This is a genomic window from Methylotuvimicrobium sp. KM2 (genome assembly GCF_038051925.1).
Classification (GTDB): domain Bacteria; phylum Pseudomonadota; class Gammaproteobacteria; order Methylococcales; family Methylomonadaceae; genus Methylotuvimicrobium.
This window is the reverse complement of sequence record NZ_CP150634.1, coordinates 1,890,236-1,909,897: the sequence shown is the minus strand read 5'-3', so window position 1 is coordinate 1,909,897 and position 19,662 is coordinate 1,890,236. Positions and strand designations below refer to the sequence as shown.

The following is a 19,662-nucleotide window of genomic DNA, read 5'->3' as shown; positions in this document are numbered from 1 at the left end:
CCTCGCCAAGCATGCTCCACACCCCTTTTTTCCCTCAAATAGAAAATTGCCGCATACTGAGCCAATTCCCCTCCCCTCATCCAACGCAATCCTATCCGAAGCAAATCCAACGCAAGCGCCTGCCTTGCTTTAAAGTCGATAATTCCTAGCTTTATACCTCATCACCACACTCCTCACTGTATGACTCGTGGCTGCAATCAAACCATTCTCTGTACCCGTCTTCGTCGATGGACGATTCAATTTCTGACCGATCTAATGCTGCTTTCCGGACTCGGCACCACTTTTTCTTGGAGACACGCAAGCCAGGCAGACTCGAATAATATTCGCACCGCTTTTGAATTATCGGCAAATTAAATTACCTATCGTAGATTAAAATTCGGCACTAACATTTGGAGGTACCGAAATTTAATGTCCGAGAAGTATGACTTTATTGCATTTTCCAACCTGATATAATTAATACTTAAATATTTCGATAATTTTCTTTAAGATATAAGCCTGCATATATCTGTAAAATCCAATTCCAGCCCTCAATTCCCATCCTAATTTCGGGGTACGTCTAACCTATGTTACGTAAAATACTGATTGCCAACCGCGGCGAAATCGCCGTGCGCATCATTCGCGCCTGCGCTGAAATGGGCATTCGCTCCGTCGCGATCTATTCGGAAGCCGACCGTTTCGCCCTTCACGTTAAAAAAGCCGACGAATCCTATTGTATCGGTAGCGAACCGATGTCCGGTTATCTCAATATTTATGCTTTGGTCAATCTGGCTGCAGCGACCGGCTGCGATGCCATTCACCCCGGCTACGGTTTTTTGTCCGAAAATGCCTTATTCGCGAAAGCCTGCAAGGAACGAGGCTTGATCTTCATCGGTTCCGATGCGGAAGTCATACATCGTATGGGCGATAAAACCGAAGCGCGCAAAGCGATGGTTGCAGCCGGCATTCCGGTCACCCCTGGCTCGGAAGGCAATCTCGAATCGGTTGAAGAAGCCTTGGATGTGGCCGAGGCAATCGGTTACCCGGTCATGCTAAAAGCGACTTCCGGGGGCGGGGGCCGCGGCATTCGCCGCTGCGACAATGCCGACGAATTACAACGCAATTACAGCCGCGTAATCTCGGAAGCGACCAAAGCCTTCGGCAGCGCGGATGTGTTTCTTGAAAAATGCATCGTTAACCCGAAACATATCGAAGTACAAGTTCTTGCCGATCACCACGGCAATGCGATTCACCTCTACGAACGCGACTGCTCGATTCAGCGCCGCAATCAAAAACTGATCGAAATTGCGCCTTCCCCTCAACTCGATGAAGCGCAGCGCCAATACATCGGCGGCTTAGCCGTGATCGCGGCAAAATCGGTCGGCTATTCCAATGCCGGCACCGTCGAATTTCTACTCGACGATAACGACCGATTCTATTTTATGGAAATGAATACTCGCGTTCAGGTCGAACACACGATCACCGAAACCGTGACCGGCGTCGATATCGTCGAGGAGCAAATCCGTATCGCCGCCGGTTTGCCTTTGCGTTTTAAACAACATGAAATCGTTCGTCGCGGTTATGCCATCCAATTTCGTGTCAATGCCGAAGACCCGAAGAACAGTTTTCTACCGAGCTTCGGCAAAATTACGCGTTATTACGCGCCGGGCGGACCGGGCGTACGCACCGACACCGCAATTTACACCGGCTACGAAATTCCGCCGTTTTATGATTCGATGGTCGCGAAGGTCATCGTCAATGCATTAACCTGGGAAGATGCCATTCAACGCGGCGAACGTGCGCTCAAAGACATGGGCTTGTTCGGCATCAAAACGACGATTCCGTATTATCTACAAATCCTGAAACATCCCGAATTCCGCACGGCCTGTTTCAATACCGGCTTTGTCGAAAAACATAGTGAATTAATTAATTATTCGAATAAGCCTCGCCCGGAAGTGCTCGCAAGTGTCATCGCCGCTGCGATGGCTTCACATACCGGCTTGTGATTTCCTGATTCAATAAACTGACTGCCGACAAGATTCAATAGGATACAAAATGCCAAAAGTTCAAATTACCGATGTGATATTGCGTGACGCCCACCAATCGCTGATCGCAACGCGACTGCGTACCGAAGACATGCTCCCAGCATGTGAAATGCTCGACAATATCGGCTACTGGTCTCTTGAATGTTGGGGCGGTGCGACTTTCGACGCATGCCTGAGATTCCTTAAAGAAGATCCGTGGGAACGTCTTAGCAAACTGAAAGCCGCATTACCGAACACGCGCCTGCAAATGCTGCTAAGGGGGCAAAACCTGCTCGGTTACCGCCATTATTCGGACGATGTCGTCAAGACCTTCATCGAAAGAGCCGCCGCGAACGGAATGGACGTCTTTCGCATTTTCGATGCGTTAAACGACGTACGCAATCTGCAAACCGCTATAGAAGCCACCAAGGCGACCGGTAAACATGCACAGGGGACGCTATGCTACACGACTAGTCCCGCGCATGATGTGAACAGTTTCGTGACATTAGCCAAAGATCTGTCCTCGATGGGCTGCGACTCGATCGCGATCAAGGATATGGCCGGCTTGCTAACGCCCTACGCGGCTTCGGAACTGGTCAAGGCACTGAAAGATACGATTGATTTGCCGTTGCATCTACACACACACGCCACTTCCGGACTCGCCGAAATGTGTCAAATCAAAGCAGTCGAAGCCGGCTGTGAGCACATTGATACAGCATTGTCGTCCTGGTCCGGCGGAACGAGCCATCCGCCGACCGAAAGCCTCGTCACGGCTTTGAAAGGCACTGATTACGACACCGGTCTCGACCTCGATAAACTGCAAACCGTCAACAACTACTTCGCCGAAGTGCGCAAGAAATACCGCCGCTTTGAGAGCGAATTCACCGGCATCGACACGCGCGTGCATGTCTTTCAGGTGCCGGGCGGCATGATTTCGAATCTCGCGAACCAATTGCGCGAACGCAATGCATTGGATCGCATCGAGGAAGTTTACAAAGAAATTCCCGAAGTTCGCAAAGATTTGGGCTATCCGCCGCTGGTCACGCCGACATCGCAAATTGTCGGCACGCAAGCCGTATTGAATGTATTGACCGGCAAACGTTATGAAACGATCACCAACGAGGTCAAGCGTTACCTGCAAGGCGGCTACGGCAAGGCCCCGGCTCCGGTCAACGAGAGTCTACAAAATAGAGCCATCGGCAAGGAAGAGCCGATCGACTGCCGCCCGGCCGATCTACTCAAGCCCGAGTTCGAACATTTACGCTCGGAAATCGGCCATTTGGCGTTGAGTGACGAAGACGTACTCAGCTATGCGATGTTCCCGGAAGTCGGCAAACAATTTCTCGAGCAGCGCTCGAACGATAACTTGGTTCCCGAACCGTTGGAAATTGAAACTCAAGCAACCGACGCCGTACAAAAAGCGGCGACCGAATTCAATGTCGCGCTGCACGGCGAGTCATATCATGTCAAAGTGACCGGTGCCGGACCTAAAAATCAAAGTCTTCGCCACTTCTATTTCATGGTCGACGGCGTACCGGAAGAAATCGTCGTGGAAACACTCGACGAAATCGTCCTGGACGGCGGCACTCATGGTGCGGTAAAAAGCACAATTTCGAGTAAACGTCGCCGCCCATCTTCGGAAGGAGATGTCACAGTCAGTATGCCGTGCAACATTCTCGAAGTCTTGGTTAAAGTCGGCCAATCAGTTACAGCCGGCCAAGCTGTTTTGATCACTGAGGCAATGAAGATGGAAACGGAAATCACTGCACCGATTTCGGGTACCGTAAAAGCCGTGCATGTCGTCAAAGGCGAACCGGCCAATCCGGATGAAGTGTTGGTGGAAATCGAGGCCGCATAAGAACATGACCGAAACGGTTTTTGCCGACGATGCCGCAGTCGCTAAAGCGGTTGAATTGTTGAATCAAGGCCGTTTAGTTGCCTTCCCGACCGAAACAGTTTACGGTCTTGGCGCCGACGCCGGCGATGCCGAGGCCGTAACCCGGATATTCAAGGCCAAAGGCCGTCCGGTCGATCACCCTCTGATCGTCCATATCGCAAGCCCCGCCCAGTTATCGGATTGGGCGATCCAGGTCACGGATACTGCTCAACGCTTGGCAAAACGCTTCTGGCCGGGACCGCTAACCTTAATTTTAAAGAAACGTCCCGAAGTACCGAATGAAGTCACCGGCGGACAAGATACGGTCGGCCTGAGAATTCCCGATAACCCGGTTGCCTTGCGACTCTTGCGAGCATTCGGCGGCGGCATTGCCGCACCTTCAGCCAATCGATTCAAGCGTGTCAGCCCGACTCAAGCCTCGCATGTGGCCGAAGAACTTGACGGGTTGATCGATTTGATTTTGGACGGCGGACCTTGCCGAGTCGGAGTCGAATCGACCATCATCGATTTAAGCGGTGCAAGCCCCTTGCTGTTAAGGCCAGGCAGCATCACTAAGGCCGAAATCGAACAGGTTCTGCAATGCGAATTGATCGAAATAAGCACTGCGAACAACGATACGCCCCGTGCGCCCGGACAAATGGCCGTGCATTACGCGCCATCGACTCTGACCCGTTTGTGCCCATCCGAACAACTTAACGACACGATAAAGCAATTGGCCGAACAAGGAAAAAAAATAGGCTTACTGGCTTATCGCTTCGAATCGAAACCGAATTCATCGGTGACTATCGTTCATTTACCTGAAACTGCCGACGCTTATGCACAAGGTTTGTACGCAGCGCTGCGCGAACTGGATCGCCAAAGATTGGACATCATCCTGGTCGAACAACCGCCAGAATCCAATGAATGGCATGCAATCAACGACCGATTGAAAAAAGCGGCTACGGCATTTTAGGCTTAGCCGCACTGCTATCGATATCCACAAACTATTGAATAGGTCCTTCAGTTCGGTTTTCAATCGCTCCCACAAAGCACCCATCGTTATAAACAAATCGTAGCGTACCCTACGCGCCTGCTCTGCTATGGAAAAGCCCTTTATTTAAGGCTATGTTTGCGTTAATAGTTGATACATTTGAACTTAAAGCCAACTTGAAACCCAAGAAAACAACTCTGAATAACTTTCATTTTTTCAAAATCGCGCTAATGGTTGAAAGGAGGGTACGGTTGCTCGATTGACAGGTGTCGGCGGCAGGGAAAGCCGCCGTCAAGCCTACACGGACGTATTTACGGCGTCCTGTCAAGCGAGTAATCGTACCCTCTTCCACGCTCAGTGTATTGGAAAGCAATCATTGACTATTTCCTAAATGGTTTATTTAATAGGGAAGAGAACCGTTTCAACTGCTAACGCGAGCATAGCCTAGTTTAATGGCAGTAATCCTAAGCCACCGGTTTTCGACCGGTTTCTTGGGCCTGTATCGCCGTGATCACAACAGTATTGACGATATCGTTTACGGTACAGCCTCGACTTAAGTCGTTGACCGGTTTATTCAAGCCTTGCAAAATAGGCCCGATGGCAATCGCACCGGACGAACGCTGAACTGCTTTATAAGTATTGTTGCCGGTATTCAGATCGGGAAAAATAAATACATTTGCTCGCCCCGCAACCTCGCTATCCGGCATTTTAGTTTTGGCCACACTGCTATCGATCGCCGCATCGTATTGAATCGGTCCTTCCAGTTTCAGCTTCGGCTTCAATCGTTTAGCCAGTTCCACTGCCGACCTAACCTTGTCGACCGCCTCCCCTTTTCCGGACGCGCCGGTTGAATAAGACAGCATCGCGACACGCGGCGAGATATTGAACATAGCGGCGGTTTGCGCGGAACTGATCGCAATATCGGCCAATTGCCTGGAATTAGGATTCGGATTGACCGCGCAATCCCCATAAACCAGCACCCGGTCTTCCAAACACATGAAAAAAACGCTAGAGACGATCGATGTTCCCGGTTTGGTTTTGATGATTTCAAAGGCCGGCCTGATCGTATGCTGGGTCGTATGTATCGATCCGGAAACCATGCCGTCGGCAAGATTATGATGTACCATCATCGTCCCGAAAAAACTGACATCGGTCATGAGATCAAACGCCAATTCGTAATGAACGCCCTTGTGCTTGCGTAACTCGAAATAAGTTTCGGCAAATTTCTGACGCAGTTCGGAAGTCATCGGGTCGATAATATCGATGTCGTCCAATTGCAAAGCCATCGCAGCGATTTTTTGCCTGATCGTTTCTTCATTACCTAGCAGCGTCAACTTGACGGCGCCCCTGAGGAAAAGAATTTCGGCCGCTCTTAAAATGCGTTCCTCCCCGCCTTCCGGCAATACAATGTGCTGCGGATTGGCTTTGGCGCGCTGTAAGATTTCATATTCGAACATGATCGGCGTCACGCGCGGCGTTTTACTCGTAAACAGGCGCTGCTGCAGCTCCTGCATGTTGATATTATCTTCGACCAAACTCAAGGCCGTGGCTATCTTGCGTTCGTTATTGGAATTTAAACGCGCATGTACTCGAGTAACATTCATTGCCGTCGTGAAGGTGTCGGTGGCAACACCTAAAACGGCAAACGGCAAAGCACCCAATCCTTCGATTAAATATTGCACCTGCGGCGCGGGCTCTTGCTCCCCAGTCAACAGTAAACCGGCAATTTGCGGATAACTTTTCGAATGATAAGCCATCAAACAGGCCAGAATGATATCCGAACGATCCCCGGGAGTAATAATCAAATCGCCTTTTTCAATGTAGTCGAGAAAATCCGAAACCAACATCGCCGCTACTTTGTAGTTATAAACTTCAAGATTGAGTGTTTCGAAATCATGCGATAAAAACTTTGCATTCAATGATCTGGCGATATCGCCCATACTGGGCTTTTCCAGCGACGGTTCGGAGGGCACGACATAAACAGGAAAGTTGGATTGCGGATCGTGTCCGAATTGGTCTCTAAGTTCGCCAACCTGAGCCGCCGGAACACTGTTGATCACCGTTGCCAACAGGGCTGCATTTTTTCCCTGAACATCATGTCTAAGCCCGGCCAAAGTATCGATTATTTGATCATTGGATCGGTTACCGCCTTGAACGATCGGCATCAAAAGGCAATCCAGATTATTTGCAACATCGGCATTAAAATCGAACTCAAAAATCGACTCGCCGCTTTTATAGTCGGAACCGACACAAATGACATAATCCGATTGAATTTTTAAGCTTCGGTATTTCGCGAGAATCAGTTTGATTAAATCGTCATAACGATCATGAGCCAACAGGCGCCGTGCATCCTCATCGGTGCATCCGTACATCGCTTCGTACGGCCATTCGAGTTGATAACGATAGGTTACTAGCTCAATCAAGTCGTCTTTTTCCTCTCCGGCATGAATAATAGGGCGAAAAAAACCGATCTTTTGGGCAAAACCGGAAAACATTTCCATCATAGCCAACATGATCACCGACTTACCGCTGCCCTGTTCGGCACCGGTTATATAAATATTTTTAGAGACTTGGGACATTTTTGTTTAAAGAATCAATTATGGGGAAAGAATTATTTCTGGTTCACACAGTTCTCCGTGGGAACCCATACCTTGGTTGTCGAGGCAAGATCGGTATGCATCCCACTCAGGGGCGGTAGGAACGATGAAAGAGGCTGAATGATGTCGACAGTCTTTAGGATTTTGCGATAAATAACATCCTGGAACCATGATCTTTGTAGCGACAACGGCAACTCGCGCAAGACTTCATCGTTTTGCTATATTTTGCAAGCGCCTGCTTTTTTGGGTTCCGACGAGCCTTATCCAGGTTTATCATAAGACTAATGCGACAGTAGCGAGTTAATATATTCCAAATCATTTTCGCTCAAACTGCTGGCTGCTTGTTTCAGGCGAATACTGTTGATCAGATAATCGTAGCGCGAGCGCGCATGATCTCGTTTTGCACGATAAAGGTTTCTTTGTTCGGCTAATATTTCAACCATGGTTCGAGTACCGACTTCCAAACCGGCTTCGGTTGCTTCCAACGCGCTCTCCGCCGACTTAACGGCCGATTTCAATGCGTCGACGCGACTGATACTGGCATTCACGCCTCGGTAGGCATTGTTCACCTGGCGTATGACGGCGCGCTTTGCCGCTATCAGATTTTGTTTGGCCGCCTCAAACTCTTGCCTTGCTTGCCGAGTGCGCGAATTCACCGCACCGCCCTCGAATAGCGGCACATTCAATTGCAAACCGATGCTTTGCGTATCGCCGCGAAAACCGAAAGTACTGGTATTATCCGACACGCCATAGGAACCGACGATATCTAATTGCGGCAGATGACCGCTATTTTGCAACTCGACGGATTTCCTGGCGAACTCGGCCTGATTGAATGCCGAAATGATCGAAAAGTTGCCGTTTAGCGCCGCATCGCTCCATGCCTTCATCTCATTGGGCTCAGGGACAATCAACGGCAACTCTTTTCCTATGGGACTAAGCTCCCCGTCAAATTCGCCGATGATTTCACGCAAAGCTTCCTTTTGATTATCGAGATTATTATCCGCTTCGATTTCATTGGCCAAGGCTAAATCATGAGCAGCCGTCGCTTCATAAACATCGGTTATCGCAATCAAACCGACTTCGAAACGCTGTTGAGCTTGCTCCAGTTGACGAGCAATCGCATTTTTTTCGGCAACCGCAAAGTCTAGACCGTCCTGCGCAGACAACACGTTGAAATAAGCCTCGGTAATTTTAACCATTAAGTTCTGCAGCTCCGCCAAATATTCGGCCTCGGTCTGAGCAATTTGGTTATCCGACTGGCTTAATTGAATCCAATGATCCCAATGAAAAACCGGTTGCACAAAATTAAGACTAAAAGTGTTATTCCAAAATTCTTGATTAGTCTGCGGACCTCGAAAATCGAAGCCACCGGCTTTTTTGTTGTGAAGCCATTCCCGGCTACTGGCACCGGTCGCCGAAATAGTGGGTAGCAAACGTGCAATGCCTTGATCCTTGAATTCCGCGTTGGCATACTGCCGTGCAAGCGCTTGTTTTAATAGCGGATCATTTTCCAGGGCTTGCGTATAAACTTCAATAAGATCTTGCGCAAAGGACTGATTTTGAACAAGTAAAGCCAATAGCGCCACGATGGCGCTTTTAAAAAAATAAAACCTGCTACTATTCATTTGAGGATAAACCCGGTTTTAAACATATTAATTCGACTCTTGTCTCCATTCTGAATCACAGAAGATATAATTTTAAGACTATATTCGCGTTAATGTTTGAAAGTGAAGACTGCAAGGGACGCTGTACATACCACAGTAGTCCTACCCGTAGTTTAAAACGCCCTCATGTGCTACCTTGTGCTGACATTAGGTACGCGCAGCGTACCCTACAATTCACTTTGGATTGACAAGTGTTTCCGGTAGGTAGTGGCGGGGCTTTCAACTAATACCGAATACTGAGCCGATTCTAACACCTACACCCAAAAAAATTCGTTACTATTTATTTTCTCAACGCCCCATTATAGACTCGACATAAAAGTGAAATTAGAAGTTTAAATAGATTATTTAAAGTAGTTTTTGTTTGTAATTATTCACACCCCTATCGTTCCCACGCTCCGGCGTGGGAACGAAGACCGTGACGCTCTAGCGTCTCGTACCGCTAAAGCGGTACTCAGGCGTTCCCACGCAGAGCGTGGGAACGCTAATTATCAGGGGACTGAATAGTTACCTTTGTTATGTAATTTATATTAATGTCCTTCAAAACCTGTTGCCATGAAAAAAATCGCCCCTCTTCTCGTTATTGCCATTTTCAGTATATTTTCCAGCGGTTGCGCCAGTTTCGGACGTGGCATCGCCGAAGCTTATTTCGAAAAACAAGAAGCCGCCGATACCCGATTATGTGAAGTTACCGGCAGCCCTTTTGAAGGCATCAAGCCGCATCTAAATAATGCGGGCGGTAAAATGAAAGTACTAATGGTTCATGGAGTCGGCGATAGACTGCCGGGCTATTCAACACAATTTCTCGAAAAGCTCGCCAAATCACTGAACCTAACTGTCAGAGCTAAACGTAACAAAGACATTTTTCTGCGCGATCCTTTAGACGAATCGAAAAAACTCGGCAATTTGAGAATTCATCGTTTGCTCAACAAGAGACGCGATCAGGAATTATTATTTTACGAGCTAACCTGGTCCGAAATCACCGCTCAACAAAAAGCGATTCTGGCCTATGACAACTCAGGCGAATACTCCTTTCGCCGCGCCGAAGTCAACGATTTATTGAAACGATTTTCCAACGATACCGGCCCCGATCCGATTATCTATCTCGGCGATAGCCGAGAAGACATTTTGATTTCGTTTACGCAATCGTTTTGCTGGATGACCAAAGGCTTATGGGACGATTTACCCGATCAGCAAGCGAAAAGCTGTACTTTCGACGATTTAGCGGCGGTTGAAAATTTAAAAAACGACCAATACGCTGTCGTATCGCATAGTCTCGGCAGCCGAATCACAATCGACGGATTGCAACGGCTTGCCCGGTTTTTTAGCGATAGCAGTTTCAGGCCCGAGCTCGACCGCCCGAAAGATTTGGTAAAAGCCCTGCAACAAAAAGTCATTCCGATTTACATGATGTCGAATCAGTTGCCGATGTTGCAACTAGGCCGTCAAGTACCGGAAATCAATAGCCAACAGAACGCTTATTGCAACCCCGAAGGCGAGAATTACGATAAAAGAATTCTGAGCGGAACGCCAATCATTGCTTTCAGCGACCCGAACGATTTATTGAGTTATGCGATACAGCAGAATTTTGTCGATAAATATATTGACTCGAGACTGTGCGCCGATGTCACGAATATCAACATCAACGTCGCGAAAATTTTTGACGCTTTCGGTTTAGGAAAATTTGCCAATCCGCTCGATGCACACATCGGCTATAACACCGACAAAAGGGTCGTAGCCTTAATCGCCAAAGGCATCGGCAACGCCAATACCTCTAAACTTGTCAAAAAGCGTTGCCAATGGACCGAAACAATTGATTGAAAGACTATGCTAGCTATGCTATAAATCGCTATATTAGAGTTCACTAATATTAAATTAAATTGACTACTTCTTCCGCATCCTTCAATCACCCGCTAGACCGCCTTGTCGCTTACGCGCTGCAAGGCGGCCTGCCGGTATTCTTTTTTACGCTGTCCTTGGCGCTCGGCGCGATTGCGCTGACGTTTACGCCGCGCGAGGAAGAACCGCAAATCGTCGTGCCGATGGCCAATGTCATCGTTGCCGCTCCGGGCCTACCCGCAGGACAAGTCGAAAAGCAGATTACCTTGCGCTTGGAAAAACTGCTGACTCAAATTACCGGTGTCGAACACGTTTATTCGAGGTCGAACAATGGTCAAGCCATCGTGACTTTGCGGTTTTTTGTCGGCGAAGACAGGGAAGATGCCTTATTAAATACTTATAACAAACTCTATTCGAATCAAGATCAAATTCCGGCGGCGGTAACCGAATGGCAAGTCAAACCGGCCGAAGTCGACGACGTGCCGATCGTATTGGCTTCGCTTTGGAGCCGGGCGCCGAACCTTTACAGCGACTATGAGTTGCGCCGCTTTGCCGACGAAATTACCGTGCAATTGCAGCAAATCACCGACACCAATCAAATCAACGTGGTCGGAGGGCGCGCCAGAACGATCAATGTCATGCTCAACCCACAAAGCATGGCGGCCCGGAAAACCACGGCCATCGAAGTAGCAGGCGCCATCCGACAAGCCAATCAATTACATAATGCCGGACTCGTCTCGGCCAACAATCGCTCGATTCAATTGGAAGCAGGCGACTTCGTCAGAACGGTCGAACAATTAAGCACGCTGGTCGTCAATACCGTCGACGGTATTCCGATATATCTGCGCGATGTCGCCGACATCACCGACGGCCCGGAAGAACCGGATCATTACAGCTGGATTCAGTTTGCCGACGGCCACCCCTTATCCGCCGATTTCAAGGACGATTACCCGATGATCACGATCGCGGTCGCGAAAAAACGCGGCGCCAATGCGGTCGCGGTCGCCGAAAATGTGCATCGTAAATTGACTCAGTTGCAACAAGAATTGCTGCCGCCCGAAATCGGACTCGAAATCTTGCGCGATTACGGCCAAACCGCCGATGAAAAAGTCAATAACCTGACCACGAGCCTCGCATTCGCGGTCGTTACGGTGGTGTTATTCATCGGTATCTTTCTCGGCTGGCGCCCTGCCCTGGTGGTCGGTTTGGCGATTCCGGTCTGTTACGGCGCCACCTTGGCACTGGATATGTTTTTCGGCTATACGATCAACCGCGTGACCTTATTCGCGCTGATCCTATCGCTCGGCTTGCTGGTCGACGATCCGATCACCGGCGTCGACAATGTCGAACGCTATATGCGCCTCGGCCAAGGTAGTTTGAATGAACGTATCGTCGCGGCGATCGCCGAAATCCGGCCGGCGCTGCTGATGTCGACGATCACGATCATCCTGGCCTTTATTCCCCTGGCCTTCATTACCGGCATGATGGGGCCTTACATGGCGCCAATGGCATTCAACGTGCCGGTAGCGGTCATTCTATCGACGGTTACGGCGTTCATCGTGACGCCGTGGCTAGCCGGCAAGGCTTTGAAACCGGCCGAAGACGATCTTGAAACGACAACCGGGCCTAGCCGTTATGAAAAACTGATCGAACCTTGCATCGCTAATCGCAAGTCAGCCTGGATCGTCATCATTGCGATGCTGGTCTTGTTCGTTTTGACCGCACTACTGCCGGTATTGCGCCTAGTACCTTTAAAATTACTGCCTTTCGACAATAAGAACGAAATGCAGATCATCGTCGACATGCCGGAGGGCAGCACGCTCGAACATACCGCCGCCGTTACCCGTTCGGCCGCCGCGATTGCCGCGCGTCTGCCTGAGGTCAAGGCAATCGCGGCATTTGCCGGCACGCCGTCGCCGATCGACTTCAACGGCTTGGTTCGGCAATACGATTACCGCATCGCGCCGCACTTGGCCGATATCCGCCTGACTTTGGCGCCTAAGGAAGAACGCGAACATCAATCGCATGCCGTGCTCCTAAGACTCAGAGCCTTGCTGGCGCCGCTCAATATCGACGGCATTTCAGTCAAGGTCGTCGAAGTTCCGCCCGGCCCGCCGGTCATCAGCACACTGGTCGCCGAAATTTACGGCGGCACGCTGACGCCTTACGAACGGCAACGCCAGGCCGCTCGAGTCGTCATGGATAGAATGGCGAAAGAGCCCTTTGTCGTCGATATCGACTCGAGCGTTGAAGACAGCCAACCGCGTTGGCGTTTCGAAACCGACAAAGAAAAAGCCGCGCTGGCCGGTATTTCCACCGAAAACCTAGCTATGAACTTAGGCCTTGCGAATCGAGGCCATATTCCCGGCTATTTCCATCTCGAACGCGAAGTCCGCCCTGTTCCGATTAAACTCAGGCTTGCGCAAAGCGTGCGCAGCAGCCGGCGCGATTTGGGCGTATTGCCGATCAAACCCGATAGAAACCCGGGTGCCGAAGTCTTGATGCTGGCCGAATTGGGCTCCTTCGTCGAATCCGAGGCCGAAAAATCGATCTATCACAAAGACTTGAAACCGGTCGTCTATGTCATGGCCGAGTTGGAAGGCCGTACGCCCGCCGAAGTAATCGCCGATATCAATGCCGATTTGAACGGAGCGAAAACCTCGGCCCCGGATTGGAATTGGCGCACGTTTCTAAATTCCGGCGGCGGCATTCCTTGGCAGTTACCCGACGACATCACGATCGGTTGGAGCGGCGAAGGCGAATGGAAAATCACGGTCGACGTATTCCGCGACATGGGCATCGCCTTCGCGTTCGCGCTGGTCGGTATCTTCTTCGTATTGCGGATACAAACCGCCTCGACCACGTTGTCGCTGATCATCATGTCGTCGATTCCGCTGACCGTGATAGGAATCATGCCCGGCTTCTGGATGCTGAATCAATTCGGCGAACGCTTTATCAACGGCAGTCCCGATCCAGTGTTATTCACTGCGACCGCGATGATCGGCATGATCGCACTGGCCGGTATCGTGGTCAGAAACTCGCTGATTCTGGTCGAATTCATCACACAAGCCCGAAACGAAGGACTGGGATTAAAGGACTCCTTACGGCAAGCCGGTAACGTCAGAATGCGCCCGGTATTATTGACAGCCGGAACCACCTTACTCGGTAACCTCGTTATCGTACTCGACCCGGTATTCAGCGGCTTGGCGATAGCGATTATCTTCGGCATCATCGCCTCGACATTGTTTACGCTGTTCGTGATACCTGCCGTTTATTATTTGATCTATGCCAAAAGCGAGAACGCCACAACATGACTTTACCGAATAATCTAAAAACGCTGGCTCTATCAGGTGTTACCCTACTGATCTTGTTATTGATGATTCTGTGGATGGCAGGCGCCTTTCAAAGCAAAATCAAACCCGAAACCTTAGCGAGCGGACCGGCTTATCAAGGCCCGAGCCTGACGGTCGAAAGAGTCACGGTACCTGTCTTCGAAAAGGCCACCGGCACGTTGGAATCGAAGCAGTCCGGCGATATCAGCGCACAAGTTCAAGCTCGCATCAAAGCGATTCATGTTAAATCGGGCGATAGCGTCAAGCCGGGCGATTTACTGATTACGCTCGACGATGAAGCCATTGCCGCCCGAACCGCGCAGGCGAGACAAAACATTAATGCGCTGAACGCGCGCCTAGCCGGCGCCGAGGCGCATTATCAGCGCACCCGAAAACTGTTCGCTCAAGAAAGCGCGACGCAAGCAGCGCTGGATGCAGCCAAGAGCGATTATGAAAGCCTCAAATCGCAACGTGCGGCGGCCGGATCGCAGCTACAGGAAGCCAGCTCCATTCAGGATTTCAGTATAATTCGGGCGACTTTTCCGGCTCGAGTCATAGACCGGCACGCCGAACCCGGCGAAGTGGCTTATCCCGGCAAAAAACTCCTGACGCTTTACGATCCGGCGGCGCTTCGCGTCGAAGCCTTTATCCGCGAATCGGTCGCGATCGGTCTGCAAACCGGGCAGTCACTCGAGGTCAGTGTTGAAGCATTGAAACTGACCTTACCTGCGGTCATCGAAGAAATCGTCCCGGCCGCCAACCCCGGTGCGCGAAACTTTCTAATCAAAATGCGCATCGACAGCCGTCCCGGCTTGTACCCCGGCCTCTTCGTCCGTATTCGCATTCCGCAAGGCGAAGAGCAATTGCTTTCGATTCCGCAAGACTATGTGCATCAAGTCGGTCAACTCGATGTCGTCTGGATACTGAATAACGGCCAAATCGAGCGCCGTTTCGTCCGCCTCGGCCGCACCTTACCGGACGGCCAGATCAAAGTCGTCTCCGGCTTATCGGGCGGCGAGCAATTGGTTCCACCGGAACGCGCATTGGCCGAAGGCGTTTGATGTTTATCATAACGTTCATGTAGGCTTGGCAATCACATTGGCTGTTTCCGTTCAGTGAATGTCTTCCAAAACACCTCAGGTTTTAAGCTTGAGTTGCTTGGATAAAGGCAATAAAGCGGTCTTTCTCCAAACAAAGCTCTGGGTCAAAATCTTGGGAATCACCTGGCTGATAACCGTTATTAAGAAAATGATGTTCTATTGCTGCTTCAAAGTGTTTTTCTTGGGTGTTTGTCATCATTATTCCTAATTCATAGGTTCACTCGCCATAGTGTGTTTTTGCCCTAACGATTAATACCACACAGCGATCATTCTCAATGCGATAAACAATACGGTCTTGAAAGCTCAGACGCACGGAATAATAGCCCGTCAAATCACCCACCAGCGGTTTACCTGAGTACGGTGCAATGGAAATTTTATGGCGTAAAATGTCCTTGAGTTTGTTTTTTAATTTAGGTGTCAGTTTGGCAATGTCTTTTTGTGCTTGCTTGGTCAACTCAATCTGATAGCGATCACAGCTCACAAAGGCTCTCCGAAGACCTCCTCAAAACTGGCGACTTCGCCTGTTTCTGCGTGTTGGATAGATTCATCAAATGCTTGTTTAAAATCAGGCTGAGAGAGAAGCAGTAAGGTTTCTTGTAAACTGTCGTAGTCATCGGCAGACATGATGACGGCATTGCCGGACTTATGCTGCACCTCAATAATTTCATGTTGCAGAGTGGTTTGTTTAATCAGCTCAAAAAAGGTTTTTCTGGCTTCAGTTGCTGTGATAGTTATCATTATTTTGCCCTCATTAATGTACCGGATAATGTACCACTATGACCGAGATGAGTAAATCATTTGGGTTTTTTCCTCAGTGTTTTTCATCATGCCATCTCCTTGGGGATACCTCGTTCCCACGCTCGCGCGCTCATCGTTATACATAAGTCAAAAATTACCTTTTCGCAATCTTAACCAACGAGACATCAATACCCTTTATTGTCACTTAACACTCGCGGATCACCTAGCGCTAGGCGATCCGCGTAGGGTACGCTGTGCGTACCATGGTAACCCCGCAATGTTCATGTGCCAACCGAGCCGCCAGGGCACGGCTTTGGTACGCGCAGCGTACCCTACAATTTATGTATAACGATGAGCGCTCGCGCGTGGGAATGCATACCTCACTTACCACTGTCGACAAACTTCTATCAACCCCGCTTGCCCCAAATAATCCCTGGCACTGTAATGAAGCGAGGCAGCCTCCAGCACTCGGGGTCGCATGCCGTAAGATTGCTCGCTCCCAAACTCTTGTTTGGGAGTGTCTACCGTCAAGCTCCGCTTGGCGAACAATAAGCAGAGCTTAAAGGTAAGCATTCCCAAGTAGAACTTGGGAACGAGACAACTGTTCTTAATAGGATTATGAATGTTCGGTTTATTGCATTAAAGCCTTAAACTCGCGGTGCCAGCGGGCCAGTTGCTCATGATAATGATGGGCTTCGTATTTCGGCCCGTTGTAATATCTGGCGACACTCCGAAAATCGGCCTCTTCAGGCTTCGCTTTTTTAACCGCGTCTTTTCTGCCGGTTAGGAATCGCGCGACGAAAGCCACCTGTTGTTCGGCCGGCGCGGTGAAAAGCTCGGTCGCCGATTTAGCTCCGACCATTTTGAAGTTAGCTCCCATGATCTGCCCCAATCCGAGACTCATCGATTGCATGCGCAACTCTTCCAACGGTGCACCCGGGTGCTGTTTGTTCAATCGCGATAAGTAATGTTGTTCGAATCTCGGCCTTATGACGCCGGCGGTCTCTTGGCGAATGATCGCTAAAATCCATTCGGGGCGGACTGCAACGCCTTTGTCTTGCTCGATTTGTTTCGAAGCCTGTTGCGCCATTTCTCCATAGCGGTCGAGAATGCCCCGGCAATCCAAAAAACGCCTTTTATGTAATGCATTCAAATGAAAGATCGCATCATCGAAGCGCCCGGTCATGATATGTCCGGCGTCAATTCTATCAAGCGCGGCTTTGAGCATTTTTTCCAACGTAGTCAAAGTCAATTTGGCGTCCGGTATCACCGTTATCAGAGTCCGCGCCGTATTCCATCGACACTCGTAGCAAATCGTTTTTCGGCGAATCGCCGGATTCAAATCGTGCTCGAACTGAAACTGAGCGACCGCACGATTGGTACCGCGACCGAAATCGCCGTCGATCGTGAAAGCGCCGGTCGATGTCGTCGAATATCCCAAGAAAATCAGTAAGCGCTGAATCGCCTTGATACCGCTTTCGCCGGCCGAGGCTCGCGTCAATGAAGCATCTCCGTTCAAAAAACGCTGTAGATCGTCTCTCCATTGGTCGTCATGATCATTTGCATCTGCGATAATCCTTCCGATTCGCGCATCATTCATTAAGCTTGTTATAGTCATGGCATCAAACTCCAAAAATGAAATAAACCAATCATCGTTAGGAACAAACATGAAATAACTTCGACAAATGTAGAAAGGGGGTTCGGTGGCTCGATTGACAGGTGTCGGCGGCAGGGATAGCCGCCGTCAAGCCTACATGGACGTATTCACGGCGCCCAGTCAAGCGAGTCACCGAACCGCCACAAAGCGTGATGCTTGTAGAAATTATTTTGTGCATATTCCTTAGAATGCTTTTCAATTCATGCGGTCAATAAAGGTTTCAAAATTTTCTGCGAGAACTCAGAGTCGCTCTTCGCATCGCTGTCTATCCAATCAATTTTTATAAGACTGTTTTTCAGTAAATGCTCGGCCGTTTTTCTATCCGTCTGTTTATCGAACAAAATGACCAGCCTGCGTAAATGCGGCATAGCGGCGAGTACACTCAACTCATAACTACAGCCTTGCCGGTCCGAGCAATACCCCCTCAAATCCATCAAAACACAATTCGCTCGATGCGCCAACACGGACAGTACCCTCTGCCAAGTACCGTCGAAGCAAAAAAACTCGTTGATACGAAACCTACCATCCAAGTCAGGTAACAAATCCAAATCCTGCAAAGCTTGTTGCAACCGCGTCTCGCTGCTAATGAAACGTTCTTGTAAATGTCCGCTCAAAAACGTAAACAATTCGTCCGGCTCAAGCGTGCGCAATGATAAATCCTTACCCGCTATCAACAAAGTTTTGCCGGAATAACGCCACCGCTCGACGATTTGATCGAATAAGGATTCAATACGATTATCCGACCGAAACACGCGCAACAGCAACAATGTCGGCGCTTGATGGCGTTGCCGCAACACTGGGGCCAACACAACAAACGACAGAGGAATAATAACCCAGGCAAATAAGACTAAATACGCCTGAAAACCGAGCGAATGACTAAGCACCATCGCATGAAAAAGCAAGGCAATAGCCCATAAACCGGAGAACAGGTATAAGGGTTCTGAAAATAGTTTTTTACGATATGCCGTAGCAACGCCTCTCGCCAGCAGGCGAACCGGATAATAAGCCAACAGCCATGGCGCAACACTGAACAAGATAAAAACGAAATAAGCATTCGTTGCCGAAACCCAATCCATTACCCAAGAATCCGGTTCGTCCCCCAGCGCTTGTTCGAGAACACTTAATCCGGTCAAAGATGACGCGGCCAACAAAAAAAACACGATCAACAAATACGGTCCGACGGCGCGTAATTTCGGACCGGTCATAAAAAACACAAAGACTAATAACGGCACCTGCTGACCGAATAACCAGAACATCATTTCGACCGAAATCTGTCTGTCGTAAGAGCTTACAATGACCAACAGGCCGGCCAATAACATATAAAACACAGATACGATCAGAATTTTCCATCGAGACCAACGCTCCAACAATCCTATTCCAGGCACTAACGGCCACGCATAAACCAAAGTCAGAATCGTCGTCCGGCGCCAACTATAGGCCTCTTCCACATAAGCAGTTTGAGCGCTAAGAGCAACAACTATTGCAACGATAGCCGAAACCAGCGTAAATGCGATGCGTAACCGCCAAAGTGCATGGGAATTCTGACGAAACAAATCGATACCTTCGACCGAAAACCGGTCACCCTCACTATCGGCCGAAAACGTTGAATCGGCCTTAGGGTTTCGTGATAAATAACGTCCGGGAGCTATGAGCTTTGTTGAGGATTCGGTAACTCGCTTGACAGGACGCCGTGAAATAGGAAAGTTATTTACGACCAAATCCTTAGCAACCGAGTCATCAGGCGCATCGCCAACCATCATCAGCTCGAGTACTTTATTGCGATAACGCCGAGCAATAAGCAGGCCCGCAACCCAAGACAATATCAGCGCGGCGATTAATGCAAAAAAAAGCTGTCCGTCCAGTAAATTCAT

At 49.5% G+C, this 19,662-nt stretch carries 13 protein-coding genes; 6 read left to right on the top strand and 7 right to left on the bottom strand.

What is annotated here, in order from left to right; all coding sequences use genetic code 11:
- Nucleotides 1-563: 563 nt before the first annotated feature.
- Genes WJM45_RS08130 through WJM45_RS08120 form a run of 3 tightly spaced genes read left to right on the top strand, consistent with a single transcriptional unit; the run spans nt 564 to nt 4,849 of the window.
- On the top strand, nt 564-1,982 hold the full coding sequence (locus tag WJM45_RS08130; protein ID WP_341328455.1) for an acetyl-CoA carboxylase biotin carboxylase subunit: 1,419 nt from the start codon (nt 564-566) through the stop codon (nt 1,980-1,982).
- A 49-nt stretch (nt 1,983-2,031) separates the two neighbouring features.
- Nucleotides 2,032-3,858: a sodium-extruding oxaloacetate decarboxylase subunit alpha gene (gene oadA / locus WJM45_RS08125; RefSeq protein ID WP_341328454.1), complete on the top strand. Its 1,827-nt coding sequence runs from the start codon at nt 2,032-2,034 to the stop codon at nt 3,856-3,858.
- A 4-nt stretch (nt 3,859-3,862) separates the two neighbouring features.
- Nucleotides 3,863-4,849: an L-threonylcarbamoyladenylate synthase gene (locus tag WJM45_RS08120; RefSeq protein ID WP_341328453.1), complete on the top strand. Its 987-nt coding sequence runs from the start codon at nt 3,863-3,865 to the stop codon at nt 4,847-4,849.
- A 482-nt stretch (nt 4,850-5,331) separates the two neighbouring features.
- Here WJM45_RS08120 and pta read toward each other — a convergent pair whose 3' ends face one another.
- Both pta and WJM45_RS08110 read right to left on the bottom strand, forming a co-directional pair.
- The gene (gene pta / locus WJM45_RS08115) at nt 5,332-7,446 is read right to left on the bottom strand and encodes a phosphate acetyltransferase (protein ID WP_341328452.1); all 2,115 of its coding nucleotides are present in this window, start codon (nt 7,444-7,446) and stop codon (nt 5,332-5,334) included.
- A 299-nt stretch (nt 7,447-7,745) separates the two neighbouring features.
- Nucleotides 7,746-9,089 carry a TolC family outer membrane protein gene (locus WJM45_RS08110; protein ID WP_341328451.1) on the bottom strand — a complete coding sequence of 448 codons (1,344 nt, stop codon included), beginning with the start codon at nt 9,087-9,089 and terminating at the stop codon, nt 7,746-7,748.
- Between the two features lie 591 nt (nt 9,090-9,680).
- Between WJM45_RS08110 and WJM45_RS08105 the strand changes: the two genes are divergently transcribed.
- The 3 genes from WJM45_RS08105 to WJM45_RS08095 are packed head-to-tail and all read left to right on the top strand — an operon-like array spanning nt 9,681 to nt 15,357.
- A complete protein-coding gene (locus tag WJM45_RS08105; RefSeq protein WP_341328450.1) occupies nt 9,681-10,946 on the top strand; it encodes a hypothetical protein in 1,266 nt (421 codons plus the stop codon).
- A gap of 59 nt (nt 10,947-11,005) precedes the next feature.
- Nucleotides 11,006-14,278 carry an efflux RND transporter permease subunit gene (locus WJM45_RS08100; RefSeq protein WP_341328449.1) on the top strand — a complete coding sequence of 1,091 codons (3,273 nt, stop codon included), beginning with the start codon at nt 11,006-11,008 and terminating at the stop codon, nt 14,276-14,278.
- Entirely contained in the window at nt 14,275-15,357 is a 1,083-nt protein-coding gene (locus tag WJM45_RS08095) for an efflux RND transporter periplasmic adaptor subunit (RefSeq protein WP_341328448.1), read from the top strand. Before WJM45_RS08100 ends, WJM45_RS08095 begins: the two co-directional genes overlap by 4 nt.
- A gap of 82 nt (nt 15,358-15,439) precedes the next feature.
- On the opposite strand, the gene WJM45_RS08090 is transcribed toward WJM45_RS08095, so the two are convergent.
- The 5 genes from WJM45_RS08090 to WJM45_RS08070 form a co-directional block, all read right to left on the bottom strand.
- Nucleotides 15,440-15,595: a hypothetical protein gene (locus WJM45_RS08090; RefSeq protein ID WP_341328447.1), complete on the bottom strand. Its 156-nt coding sequence runs from the start codon at nt 15,593-15,595 to the stop codon at nt 15,440-15,442.
- A gap of 18 nt (nt 15,596-15,613) precedes the next feature.
- Nucleotides 15,614-15,877: a type II toxin-antitoxin system mRNA interferase toxin, RelE/StbE family gene (locus WJM45_RS08085; RefSeq protein ID WP_014148810.1), complete on the bottom strand. Its 264-nt coding sequence runs from the start codon at nt 15,875-15,877 to the stop codon at nt 15,614-15,616.
- A complete protein-coding gene (locus WJM45_RS08080; protein WP_341328446.1) occupies nt 15,874-16,134 on the bottom strand; it encodes a type II toxin-antitoxin system Phd/YefM family antitoxin in 261 nt (86 codons plus the stop codon). The genes WJM45_RS08085 and WJM45_RS08080 overlap by 4 nt, the downstream gene beginning before the upstream one ends.
- 631 nt (nt 16,135-16,765) lie before the next feature.
- Nucleotides 16,766-17,752 (bottom strand): N-acetylmuramidase domain-containing protein, encoded by a 987-nt coding sequence (locus WJM45_RS08075; RefSeq protein WP_341328445.1) that lies wholly within the window; start codon nt 17,750-17,752, stop codon nt 16,766-16,768.
- Nucleotides 17,753-17,991: 239 nt separating this feature from the next.
- The gene (locus tag WJM45_RS08070) at nt 17,992-19,662 is read right to left on the bottom strand and encodes a hypothetical protein (protein ID WP_341328444.1); all 1,671 of its coding nucleotides are present in this window, start codon (nt 19,660-19,662) and stop codon (nt 17,992-17,994) included.

Coding starts and splice junctions, on each gene's coding strand:
- WJM45_RS08070 (WP_341328444.1), bottom strand. CDS start 19,662: ATGAATTTACTGGACGGACAGCTTTTTTTTGCATTAATCGCCGCGCTG.
- pta (WP_341328452.1), bottom strand. CDS start 7,446: ATGTCCCAAGTCTCTAAAAATATTTATATAACCGGTGCCGAACAGGGC.
- WJM45_RS08090 (WP_341328447.1), bottom strand. CDS start 15,595: ATGATGACAAACACCCAAGAAAAACACTTTGAAGCAGCAATAGAACAT.
- WJM45_RS08105 (WP_341328450.1), top strand. CDS start 9,681: ATGAAAAAAATCGCCCCTCTTCTCGTTATTGCCATTTTCAGTATATTT.
- WJM45_RS08075 (WP_341328445.1), bottom strand. CDS start 17,752: ATGACTATAACAAGCTTAATGAATGATGCGCGAATCGGAAGGATTATC.
- WJM45_RS08110 (WP_341328451.1), bottom strand. CDS start 9,089: ATGAATAGTAGCAGGTTTTATTTTTTTAAAAGCGCCATCGTGGCGCTA.
- oadA (WP_341328454.1), top strand. CDS start 2,032: ATGCCAAAAGTTCAAATTACCGATGTGATATTGCGTGACGCCCACCAA.
- WJM45_RS08095 (WP_341328448.1), top strand. CDS start 14,275: ATGACTTTACCGAATAATCTAAAAACGCTGGCTCTATCAGGTGTTACC.
- WJM45_RS08130 (WP_341328455.1), top strand. CDS start 564: ATGTTACGTAAAATACTGATTGCCAACCGCGGCGAAATCGCCGTGCGC.
- WJM45_RS08120 (WP_341328453.1), top strand. CDS start 3,863: ATGACCGAAACGGTTTTTGCCGACGATGCCGCAGTCGCTAAAGCGGTT.
- WJM45_RS08080 (WP_341328446.1), bottom strand. CDS start 16,134: ATGATAACTATCACAGCAACTGAAGCCAGAAAAACCTTTTTTGAGCTG.